Annotated in this window: 10 protein-coding genes; 5 read left to right on the plus strand and 5 right to left on the minus strand. The window is 41.5% G+C overall.

The annotated features are described in order from the left end of the window. Window positions 1-3 precede the first annotated feature (3 nt). Complete coding sequence (locus tag ACXZ1K_RS03175; protein ID WP_458971935.1) at window positions 4-2,235, plus strand: heavy metal translocating P-type ATPase; 2,232 nt, start codon at window positions 4-6, stop codon at window positions 2,233-2,235. Between the two features lie 541 nt (window positions 2,236-2,776). Next, complete coding sequence (locus ACXZ1K_RS03180; protein WP_458971936.1) at window positions 2,777-3,637, plus strand: sigma-70 family RNA polymerase sigma factor; 861 nt, start codon at window positions 2,777-2,779, stop codon at window positions 3,635-3,637. Between the two features lie 98 nt (window positions 3,638-3,735). Here the strand turns inward: ACXZ1K_RS03180 and ACXZ1K_RS03185 are convergent, their stop codons facing one another. Together ACXZ1K_RS03185 and ACXZ1K_RS03190 are read right to left on the minus strand one after the other, a co-directional pair. After that, the gene (locus ACXZ1K_RS03185; RefSeq protein WP_458971937.1) at window positions 3,736-5,088 is read right to left on the minus strand and encodes a S8 family peptidase; all 1,353 of its coding nucleotides are present in this window, start codon (window positions 5,086-5,088) and stop codon (window positions 3,736-3,738) included. 91 nt (window positions 5,089-5,179) lie between these two features. Further along, on the minus strand, window positions 5,180-5,818 hold the full coding sequence (locus ACXZ1K_RS03190; protein ID WP_458971938.1) for a 3-keto-disaccharide hydrolase: 639 nt from the start codon (window positions 5,816-5,818) through the stop codon (window positions 5,180-5,182). 151 nt (window positions 5,819-5,969) lie between these two features. On the opposite strand from ACXZ1K_RS03190, the gene htpG reads away from it, so the two are divergent. The 3 genes from htpG to def all read left to right on the plus strand — a co-directional run bounded on the left by htpG (window position 5,970) and on the right by def (window position 9,941). Next, entirely contained in the window at window positions 5,970-7,859 is a 1,890-nt protein-coding gene (htpG, locus tag ACXZ1K_RS03195; RefSeq protein WP_458971939.1) for a molecular chaperone HtpG, read from the plus strand. A gap of 279 nt (window positions 7,860-8,138) precedes the next feature. After that, a complete protein-coding gene (locus ACXZ1K_RS03200; RefSeq protein WP_458973227.1) occupies window positions 8,139-9,368 on the plus strand; it encodes a M16 family metallopeptidase in 1,230 nt (409 codons plus the stop codon). A gap of 18 nt (window positions 9,369-9,386) precedes the next feature. Beyond that, window positions 9,387-9,941, plus strand: a complete 555-nt coding sequence (gene def / locus ACXZ1K_RS03205) for a peptide deformylase (protein WP_458971940.1) — start codon at window positions 9,387-9,389, stop codon at window positions 9,939-9,941. Here the strand turns inward: def and ACXZ1K_RS03210 are convergent. From ACXZ1K_RS03210 to ACXZ1K_RS03220, 3 genes are read right to left on the minus strand one after another with little or no spacing between them, the layout of a single operon-like run. Further along, window positions 9,938-10,579 (minus strand): hypothetical protein, encoded by a 642-nt coding sequence (locus tag ACXZ1K_RS03210; RefSeq protein WP_458971941.1) that lies wholly within the window; start codon window positions 10,577-10,579, stop codon window positions 9,938-9,940. The genes def and ACXZ1K_RS03210 overlap by 4 nt on opposite strands. A 54-nt stretch (window positions 10,580-10,633) precedes the next feature. Beyond that, on the minus strand, window positions 10,634-10,879 hold the full coding sequence (locus tag ACXZ1K_RS03215; protein WP_458971942.1) for a NifU family protein: 246 nt from the start codon (window positions 10,877-10,879) through the stop codon (window positions 10,634-10,636). A 41-nt stretch (window positions 10,880-10,920) separates the two neighbouring features. Then, a complete protein-coding gene (locus tag ACXZ1K_RS03220) occupies window positions 10,921-11,985 on the minus strand; it encodes an Mrp/NBP35 family ATP-binding protein (protein ID WP_458973228.1) in 1,065 nt (354 codons plus the stop codon). Between the last annotated feature and the right edge of the window lie 33 nt (window positions 11,986-12,018).

Here is a 12,018-nt window from a genome sequence, read left to right on the forward strand (position 1 = left end):
AAAATGGATTCCTCATTATACAGCAAAACACTTTCCCTTCCTGTTCTAGGTTTAAGTTGTGCCTCATGTGCCATCAGCGTAGAAAGTATGCTCAATGCACAGCCGGGTGTAGGTCTTGCAGAAGTCAATTATGCCACACAAACCGCGAAAGTGAAACTTAAATCTAATGATGTGGACCTCGAAGGGCTGCAAAAGGCAGTTCAATCAATTGGTTACGATCTCATCATAACTTCGCAAAACGCAGAAAAAGAACAAGAGGAGGTACAGCAAAACAATTACATCCGATTAAAAAGAAATACCACAGCTGCTGCTATATTAACCATCCCGGTTGTGTTGATGGGCATGTTTTTTATGGATCTTAATCATGCTAATTACTTCATGCTGATCTTTACAACCCCAGTCCTGTTTATATTTGGTAGGCAGTTTTTTATCAATGCATTTAAACAAGCTAAACATGGACACGCTAATATGGATACCCTGGTGGCCCTGAGCACTGGCGTGGCCTACCTATTTAGCATTTTCAATACCATCAATCCGCAGTTTTGGCACCAGAGAGGCCTGCATGCACACGTTTATTTTGAAGCCGCAGCTGTTGTTATCGTTTTCATTATGCTGGGTAAGCTACTGGAGGAACGCGCAAAATCCAACACTTCAGATGCGATTAAAAAACTAGTCGGATTGCAGCCGAAAACGGTGCTCGTGATCCACCAATCTAAAGAAGAAGAAATCCCCTTGGCTGAAGTGATGCCAGGAGATCAAATTTTGTTGCGCCCGGGAGATAAAATCCCCGTAGACGGTGAAGTTTATGAAGGCAGCTCTTATGTTGATGAAAGCATGATCTCAGGTGAACCGGTGGCAGTGGCTAAAAATGCGGGCGACAAGTTATTCGCCGGTACCATAAACCAGAAAGGCAGCTTACGATTTAAGGCAGAAAAAGTAGGCGACAAGACCATGCTTGCCCAGATCATTAGGCTGGTTCAGGATGCCCAAGGCTCTAAACCACCAGTGCAAAAACTGGTAGATAAGATTGCAGGAGTTTTTGTTCCAGTAGTTTTGTTTATTGCCATTCTTACCTTGTTCCTATGGATTTTGCTAGGTGGAGAAAATGGATTCACACAAGGCCTAATGGCAATGGTAACCGTACTGGTTATTGCCTGTCCTTGCGCCCTGGGCCTGGCCACACCAACGGCGATCATGGTGGGTATTGGAAAAGGAGCTGAAAATGGCATTCTAATTAAAGATGCAGAAGCATTGGAGCTCGGCCATCAGGTCAACGCCATCGTGCTGGATAAAACCGGCACCCTAACCAAAGGCGCTCCAGAAGTTACGGAGATACTTTGGTTAAGCGGTATAGAGGCAAACCGCCATGTATTGGAACAGCTCTTGTATTCCATAGAAATACAGTCAGAGCATCCGCTAGCTGAATCCATCACCAAATATCTTAAATCGAAGGTGAGCAAAACCGTATCATTAAGCCATTTTGAAAGTATAACAGGAGAAGGTATAAAGGCTACACATCATGAAAAAAATTATTTCGCCGGCAGTATGAAGTTGCTTCAGTCTAATCATATTACTATCGATTTAGCACTGGAAAAGGAAGCCAAGGCCAGGCAAAATGAAGCCAAAACCGTAATTTATTTTGCCGATCAGCAAAAACTACTGGCCATTATTGCCGTCTCAGATCAGTTAAGGGAAGATTCAGCCGCAGCAATTGCAGCATTGAAAACGCAAGGGATAGCGGTGTATATGCTGACGGGCGACAATCAGCAAACTGCATCTGCTGTGGCAGAAATAGTTGGCATTGTCAACTATAAAAGTGGGGTATCCCCGTCGGGCAAAGCAGATTTTGTAAAAGAACTTCAGTCACAAGGCAAAATTGTGGCGATGGTTGGCGATGGCATAAACGATGCGCAGGCTATGGCCCAAGCTAACTTATCGGTTGCGATGGGCCATGGATCGGACATTGCCATAGATGTGGCTAAAATTACCCTAATTTCTTCCAATATATTACAAATACCAAAGGCGCTTAGGCTATCTAGGCTGACCGTCAACACCATTCGTCAGAATCTCTTTTGGGCATTTATATACAATGTTGTGGGAATTCCAATTGCGGCTGGCCTATTGTACCCTGTAAACGGATTTCTGCTAAACCCCATGATTGCAGGGGCCGCGATGGCCTTAAGTTCAGTATCTGTAGTTAGTAACAGTTTGCGACTCAAACTTTCTTCCCTCTAGCTCAAATGAGCAAAAAACAGCAGGGTTGGCCATCCAGACAACCCTGTTGCTACTTACCTAAATTTTATCCATTCATGAAATGACGGATCAAGTACACGTGGGCTAACTACTCCCCGTATCTACAGGCCCGCTATGAAACCGCTTGTAAACGCTTTAAAGTTAAAAAGCTAAGATATTAAAACCTTAAGGTTATATCTTATCGGAGTTTTTTTCCAAAATCAGACCTAATTACAAAATTATATACGGCAAAGGCTTGCTTAAGATCTATTTCACCAAATTTTGTTTAAAGCAATTACTCTTGGCATTAATAAATCCAAAAAAGTAGTCGATGCGTTAAACGAAAGTTCATTTTTAGAGCCCTATCAAAATAAAATATTGTAAATGCCATTCTGGACAGAGCCATACAATCTAATCGGTTAGAAAATGGCCTTAATTCTGGAAAATTCACAGATTTAAAGCCTGTGCTTTATTCAAAAACTTTAACCACTGAACTTTACCACCTAATTACTAAATAAAAAAATTGCTTTTTAATGCTATCAAAATGAGAGAAATTAAAATTAATAAATCCCACACCAGACGGGACGAGCACTCATTCAACAAATACCTGTGTGATATAAACAACTTTGGTATGATCACCCCAGAAGAAGAGGTCATCCTAGCGCAAAAAATTAAAGCCGGAGATGATGCAGCCTTGGACAAACTAGTTACTGCCAACTTGCGTTTCGTCATATCGTGCGCAAAAAAATACCAAAACAATGGTTTCAGCTTGGCTGATCTGGTAAACGAGGGCAACATCGGGCTCATCACTGCCGCCAGGCGGTTTGATGAAACCAAGGGCTTCAAATTTGTCAGTTATGCTGTGTGGTGGATCCGTCAGTCGATCATGCACGCTTTGAATGAAAATGCCAGATTGGTTAGATTACCCATGAACCAGCAACTGGGTATGATGAATTTGGTTAAAACTTCACAACTCCTGGAACAAACTTTAGAAAGAGAACCTACAATTATTGAGCTATCGGAAAGCATGGAAATACCAGACAATAAGCTGGCCGACTTCATTTATTGCAATGGAAGAACGACTTACCTGGAAGATTGCATACCCGGCGGAGATAATGATCAGCATACATTGTTAAATTATTTACCCGCAGAAGAACATGATCCGATAAAAGAATGGATCAATTCAGAAGCAATATCAGAATATGTAGTTTCCATCCTAAAAGATCTTTCGCCAAGGGAGAGATATGTGCTCACATTATGTTTTGGATTATTTGGCAGCCCCAGCTTTGAAATGGAAGATGTTGCCATCAAAATTAACCTGAGCACAGAGCGTACCCGACAAATCAAAACTGGAGCAATACAGAAAATTAGAAGAACCAAAACGCCATTTTATCTGGAAGATTAGGTCATTTCTCAAAACGCCTGTGAAAAAAATAAGCGCTCAACACGCTCGCATATGGAGTGATTGAGCGCCTATCTCTAAAGGCCTAATTGCGGTTTTTTTTACTTATAAGTCGAAGCAAGTTTAATTGCCTCATAAGCGTTTACAATACCACCCGATACACAAAGATCCGCAAGCGAAACCTCTTCAGCAGTACCTGGCTTTTTCACTTTAGCTATAGGAGCTACACAAGATTTCACAATGATGTCCTTTACTTCAGCCGGCTTTAATTTAGGATAGTATTCTAAAATGAGTGCTGCTAACCCTGCAACCACAGGTGCCGCCATACTTGTTCCGCTTGCATTTCCGTAGGTATTGCCTCCAGGAATGGTTGAGTATATCCTGACTCCAGGCGCAAATACATCTACCATCTTTTTACCATAGTTAGAAAAAGAAGCAGTTAATCCTCCTAAACCCGGATCTCCACTGGCTCCAACAGTAATGACGTTCTTCGCCTGTTTGCCGTTCTTCAAATAGATCGGATTAGGAAAGTTATCTTCCACATCAATATTCTTATGGTCGTTACCTGCAGCATGAACAAGCAAAACGCCCTTCTTCTCCGCATAACGCACAGCCTCATCTACCCATTTCTTTTCTGGAGAAAATGGCTTACCAAAGCTCATGCTAATTACTTTCGCACCATTGTCTACCGCATACCTGATGGCCAGGGCAATATCCTTATCATGCTCATCGCCATTAGGAACAGTACGTATCATCATGATCTTAACATTGTCAGCCACGCCATCTATCCCAACACCATTGTCTCTTTTGGCGCCGATGATACCTGAGCAATGCGTTCCATGGAAAGAAAAGTCAGCCATCACATCCGGGTTTCCATAATACCGATCAGAAAAATCAAAGTAATTGTCTTTCACAACATCATTACGAAAATCTTTTGGAGGCGTATCCAAAGGAACTTTAGATGTTTTAGCCTTTGCCGCCATTAGATTTTGAACCTTTCTCCAAACTGCAGTGTCTTTAGGTTCAACAATCGTCTGGTTTTTGAATTTGAAATATAAGCGCTGATACTCTTCAGAATCATTTGTAACATTCTTTCCATCCTTACCACCTAAGAAATTCCAGCCATACGCATCATCGGTGTAACCATTCTTATCATCATCTTTTCCGTTACCGGCAATTTCCTTTACGTTTCTCCATAAAACAGATTTCAGATCCTCGTGCAAAGTATCTACCCCAGAGTCAATAACAGCAACAGTAACCGTTTTGCTGCTTTTTCCTTTAAGTAGATCTGCGTAGGCCCGGTTAAGGCTGATGCCATTGAACCCATCTTTACTTTGATCCAGCAAGTGCCATCCGTTTGGAACTTTAACCTGCTGCTGTGCTTGGACAGAAACTGATAATTGCATTGCCAGCAATGCAAAAACTCCCCCAATAATCTTTCTCTTTACATTCATGTTCAATATTAATTATTATCCGGTAAATAACCCAAATGCAAGATCACAACAGTGTAATATGTAAAAAGACAATCACTGCCTGTCATATTTATCAATCTGGTAGTAACCTCACTTTTATGTCTTTGTAAAACACTACACTTCCTGGATCGTGTCCCTGTAAAGCAAATGTACCGCTAGAGAATGCCCTGCCTCCAGCATTTTTTCTGCCCTCTTCTTCTGGCTCTGTGTATTCTACTACAGTTTTGCCATTTATCTTAATGGTAACGGTTTTGTCTTTAACCATAATGTATTCTTCATACCACTCATTATCCTTCACATAAGTTTCCTTCACATCCTTAACACCGTATAAACTTCCGGTCCTTCTCCAGTCGCCATGCGAGTTATTAACTTGCACTTCATATCCTTTTCCAGGGAATCCTTCCTGCTGAAACACCGTATGGATAAAAATTCCTGAATTGGACTGCGGCTTTGTCATCACCATTGCTTTGAACTCAAAGTTCTTAAAGTTGTGATTGCTAACCGGGCCATCATAAAATAAATGCGAAATTGGTCCTGCAACTTTGATCGTTCCGTTCTCCACGCTAAAGGTTTCCGGGTTCTGGTTTTTCTTCCAGCCATTGAGGGTTTTTCCATCAAACAGGCTGATCCATTTTCCGGGTTGATTCTGCTTGATACTAGAACATGAGATTAATAATAGCGGAATAGCGCAAATTGCAAGAAGTTTTCTCATTGGATTTAAATTTAATTGAATATATGCGAATAAAATATTTTTAAAGATAGGATTATTTATGATTTGAAAAGCGCCTGTCAATTTGACAAGTACAACCACTTTGGAATACACATTGATAGTAGGGTTATGTACTTAAAAATCAGTTAACCATATGAGCATAGAAGAAAAAGGAAGTATTTCCATACACACAGAGAATATTTTCCCGATCATCAAGAAATTCCTGTATTCAGACAATGAGATCTTTTTGAGAGAACTCGTGTCTAATGCCGTAGATGCGGTACAAAAAATTAAAAGATTAGCCGCCCTGGGCCAGTACAACGGCGAATTGGGCAATCCCTTGGTTGAAGTTGCGGTAGATAAAGATGCAAAAACCATCACCATTTCTGATAATGGTTTGGGTATGACTGCCGAAGAGATCAAAAAATACATTAACCAGGTTGCTTTCTCTGGGGCAAGTGAATTCGTAGAGAAATTTAAGGATGCAAAAGATGCCAACGAAATCATTGGTAAATTCGGTTTAGGCTTCTATTCTGCATTCATGGTTTCAGATCTGGTAGAGATTCAGACCTTATCTTATCAGGAAGGAGCAGAGCCTGCTAAATGGCTGTGCGACGGAAGTACTGAATTTACGATCTCTGCAGGTAACCGTACCACACGCGGCACGACCATAACTTTACACGTAAATGCGGAATCTGAAGAATTTTTAGACAAACATAAGTTAGAGGGCATCCTTGATAAATACGGTAAATTCCTTCCGGTACTTATTAAATTTGGAACCAAAACTGAGCAGGAACCTGATGGTGAAGATGAAGAAGGTAAAGCTAAAACTAAGAGCGTTGAGGTGGACAACATCATTAACACTACAAACCCAATCTGGACAAAAGCACCTGCAGATTTGTCAGACGAGGACTACCTTTCTTTTTACAAACAATTATACCCTTTTTCAGAAGATCCTTTATTCTGGATCCACCTCAATGTTGATTATCCGTTTAACCTAACAGGCGTATTGTACTTCCCTAAAGTGAAGAACGATTTCGACATGCAACGAAACAAGATCAAGTTGTTCTCCCGCCAGGTATTCATTACTGATGAGGTTAAAGACATTGTTCCAGAGTTTTTAATGTTATTGCACGGAGTTATTGACTCACCAGATATTCCTTTGAATGTTTCCAGAAGCTTCTTACAGGCAGATAGCAATGTAAAGAAAATTAACAGTTACATCACTAAAAAAGTCGCCGACAAGCTTGCTGAACTTTTCAACAAGGACCGCAAGGGTTATGAAGAAAAATGGGGAGATATTGGTTTGTTCGTGAAATATGGAATGGTGAGCGAAGAAAAGTTCAACGATAAAGCTAAAGATTTCGCGTTGTTGACCAACACCAAGAAAGAAAACTTTACATTGGAAGAATACCGCGAAAAAGTGGCTCCTTTCCAAACGGACAAAAACGGTCAGGTTGTTTACATCTACAGCAATGATCCCGCTAAGCAAGACAGTTTTATACAAAGCGCGAACAAGATAGACTATGATGTATTGTTGATGGACTCTCCAATTGACAATCACTTTGTGCAGCATTTAGAGCAGAAACTGGAAAAAACTTCTTTAAAACGTGTGGACTCTAGTGTTGCTAGTAAATTGATCGACAAAGATGATAACGTAGAATCGGTTCTAACTGAAGATCAAAGCAAAACTGTTAAAGAGGTTTTTGAAAAAGCAATCACCAAACCAGGTTATACTGTAGAAATTGTTGGCTTAAACCCAGAAGAATTGCCTGTTACGGTAACTATGGACGAGTTTATGCGCCGCATGAAAGATATGGCTGCAATGGGTGGCGGTATGGGCTTCTACGGTAACATGCCAGATAGTTATAAAGTTGCGATCAACGGAAACCACAAGCTAATTGCAAAGATCCTGGCCTCTGATAGCGATGAGACTAAGGGCTTATTAGCTAAGCAAGCAGTAGATTTAGCTTTATTGGCTCAGGGTATGCTGACTGGTGCAGAACTAACTGCATTTGTAAGCAGAAGCGTTGAGTTGATCTAATTCTATCGCGTTCTAAAATGAAGAATAGGGTGTCCATTGCATGGGCACCCTATTTTGTTATATTTACGATTATGAGTTCCAAAACAGATAAGCCCGAGCAACCCACCCTGGTCTCTCAAGCACAAGGCCATTCTCTTTGCTTGGTTGTTTTGGTGCTGGCCGGCAATTTTACCATTAGTTTACACAACCCTCGGCCTTAGCAAAAAACGATGTGATTTTGTTTTGGTGGTGGTGGAGCAAGCAGTAACTTTTAACATTTCTGTGTACCTTTGCGCATTGATGGAATATAACGTTCATACTTTGCCTAATGGCATCCGCTTATTACATGTACCTTCTGCTTCTGCAATTTCTCATGCCTGCATCATTATCAACAGCGGCTCAAGAGATGAAAAAGAACACCAGTCGGGCTTAGCGCACTTCATAGAACACCTCATTTTTAAGCGAACAGAGAAGCGCTCTACCAATCAAATCTTGAACAGACTGGAAAGCGTGGGTGCCGATCTTAATGCCTACACCACGAAAGAATATACCTGCATACATGCTTCATTTTTGAATCCCTATCTGGACCGTACACTGGAACTCTTTAACGATATTGTCTTCCACTCCACCTTTCCAGATGAGGAAATGGAGAAAGAAAAAGGCGTTATCCTTGATGAAATTGCGTCTTACCAGGACCAGCCAGAAGAGGCCATATACGATGATTTTGAGGACATGGCCTTTGCCGGCCATCCATTAGGCAGAAACATTCTGGGCACGTTGGATTCTGTTACAGGGTTAAACCGTCAGGACATCCAGCAGTTTATTGCTGATAATTACCACACCGATAAGATCATTATTGCTGTGATTGGTAATTACTCCCTAAAACAACTGGTTAGAATAGGCAACAAACATTATGCTGATGTAAAGGAAAACCTGCACAAACCGCATCGGATCGCGCCTGTTGAACAGGAGTTGTTTACTCGGATACAGCATAAACCAATTACCCAGGCGCATACTGTCCTGGGCTGCCCTGCTTATTCCCTGCACGACGCGAATAAAACCGGGCTGCTCTTGTTAAACAACCATTTTGGTGGCACAGGGATGAGCTCTGTTTTGAACCTGCAGATCAGAGAAAAATATGGCATCGCCTACACGATAGAGTCTGGCTATAGCCCGCTTACTGACACCGGGATCTTTACCATTTACTTTGGCACAGATTCAGAAAAAGTTGACAGAGCTCTTGGTTTGATCTTCAAGGAGATGAAGAAACTACGGGAAAATCCACTTAGCGAAATACAACTTCAAAAGGCGAAGCAAAAATTTATAGGTCAAATTGCATTAGGTGAGGAGAACCGCATCGGCTTGATCATCTCTATGGCAAAAAGCTTACTGGAATACGACAGGATTGATGATCTGGCAACTGTGTTCCATAAAATTGAATCGGTATCCAGGACTGATATGGCTAATATATCTACAGAAATACTGGACGAATCCAATTTGAGCTCCCTAACTTTTTATCCTTTAGCTTAATATTTGTACTTTTGTATCATGAAGTTATCCATTGTAGCCTACGGAGATCCTGTTCTTAAGAAAGTTTGCGCTCCTATTGACGAGACCTACCCAGAATTACAGGAACTGATTAAGAACATGTTTGACACCATGTACAACGCTAACGGTGTTGGATTGGCTGCGCCACAGGTGGGTTTACCTATCCGTCTGTTTATTGTGGATACCGGCAGTGATGATAAAGCACGTTACAAAAAAATATTTATCAATGCAGAAATGCTAGAAGAAACCGGTGAACCATGGGCTTTTAATGAAGGTTGCCTAAGCATACCCGATATTAGGGAAGATGTCATGCGCAAACCCAATATTCGAATCAAATACTACGATGAAAACTGGAAACTTCATGAAGAAGAGGTAACGGGTATGGCCGCTCGCGTAATCCAGCATGAGTATGATCATATCGAAGGAACACTCTTTACAGATAAGCTTGGCTTATTGCGTAAAAGAATGCTGCAAAGTAAACTGGAGAACATTTCTAAAGGTAATGTAAAGGCAGATTACAAGATGCGTTTCCCCAACCAGCGGAAGAAACGTTAATTATCGGCGCTTCGGCTCTTATCTCCTTTAAAGATAGACTGCATTAACTTACCCCATGCAAATGGATTTAGCAATGGATTAGTTTGCGTCATGTTCTTATTTAGAGAATTGTAATGATTTAACCTGAAGTTTGCACTCTGTATCTCTCCCCCATCTCTGGGTAAGGTAACCATCAAACCCCCAATACTTTCTCTAGACAGGTTTTTAATAGCAATAATGTAATCATCATCAGCTATCTTCATCGTCATGAAATCCCTTGTAAAGTCTTCCACAGTAGCCCATGGATAGACCCTAACTGTTGGCAGATTAACAATCTCTGCCTTTAGTCTAATCTGCGCAGTATATTTTGTTTCTGTAATGTCTGATGGAATTGGCAACAATAAATCGCGGTAACCTACAGCGGTGTAAAGAATGGTATCACCGGGATGGGCAATAAATGAAAAAAAGCCCTTATAGTTAGCCGCGTATTTCTGCTCTTTGTTACTGAGGTTGGTCACCGTTACATAGGGCACCACAGTATTACTGTCTACGTCAGTAATAATACCGGAAAACTGTATCAGTTTCTTATTTTCAACTGTCTGCTGTGCAAACACTGAAGAAACAAATAGAAGCAATAAGATGGTTAAAGCATACTTCATTATACAAATCTACCTGTATTAAACAACACGACTAGTTAAATTGTGTTAAAATGGCTAAACTGGTTCTGCCAGGTTAATGGCCACAACAGATGTGATTTGAGGCACGGCTTTCATAATGGCTTGTTCAATTCCCGCCTTCATAGTCATGAAGCTCATTTTGCAAGATCCGCAGTTACCTAACAATTTCAATTTAACTACATTCTCCTCCGTAATTTCCTCTATGGCAACATCCCCTCCATCGGCTAATAAATATGGGCGGATGGTTTCCAGTGCCTGCTCTACTTGTTCTGTTAAATTCATTGGTTTTATATTAAAGTATAAAAATAGTAAATTTTTATGAATTAGGCGATTGCATTGTTGATCGCAATCTGCTGCGCCACCCTTCCTGCAATTTCTGAGAAGGTTTTGCTTAAAATACTATCCCTATCTAATGCAATTGGAGCACCAGCATCACCAGCTTCTGAAATGCCTTGTAACAAAGGGATTTCCCCAAGGAAAGGCACCGCAAAGGAAGTGGCCAGCTGTTTACCGCCATCTTTCCCAAATAAATAATACTTGTTATCTGGAAGTTCTGCCGGCGTAAAGTATGCCATGTTTTCTACCACGCCCAATACAGGAATATTGATGCTTGGCATTTTAAACATAGCCAGTCCTTTACGGGTATCGGCCAATGCCACTTGCTGAGGCGTAGTTACAATTACCGCACCCGCTATTGGGAAACTTTGCGTTATGGTAATGTGAATATCGCCGGTTCCCGGCGGAAGATCTACAATCAGGTAATCCAGCTCACCCCAGTCGGCATCATTGAACAGTTGCTTTACTGCATTTGATGCCATTGGCCCACGCCACGGTACCGGCTGATCCGGATCTGCAAAGAAACCCAGAGAAAGCAGCTTGATGCCATGTTTCTCAATCGGTAAAATCAGCGTCTTGCCATCTTCAGTTTCCCTGGCGGATGGTTTGGCGCCGACCAGATCAAACATGGTTGGCACAGATGGCCCGTAGATATCTGCATCAATCAGCCCTACTCTTGCCCCCTCTGCCGCCAGCGTCACGGCCAGGTTGCTTGCAACCGTGGATTTACCAACGCCGCCTTTACCAGATGAAACCAGAATAATATTCCTGATGTCTTTAAGCTGGGTGGTGTCCATTGGTTTGGTAACCCTGGATGTAACATTGATAGTCACCTCCGCATCTTTACTCACAAAATGCTTCACAGCATTGTTACAGGCATTTTTTAGCATGTCTTTCATTGGACATGCCGGAGTGGTTAGCTCTAGTGTAAAACTAACATTGTTGCCATCGATCTTAAGATCCTTGATCATGTTAAGGGTAACCAGGTCTTTCTTTAGATCCGGGTCTTCTACGTTCCTGAGTGCAGAAAGCACTTGTTCTGGACTAATCATCATTAACCGCAAATTTAGCCCTTATTTAATTTT

It is taken from the genome of Pedobacter jaeyakensis, from assembly GCF_054461315.1.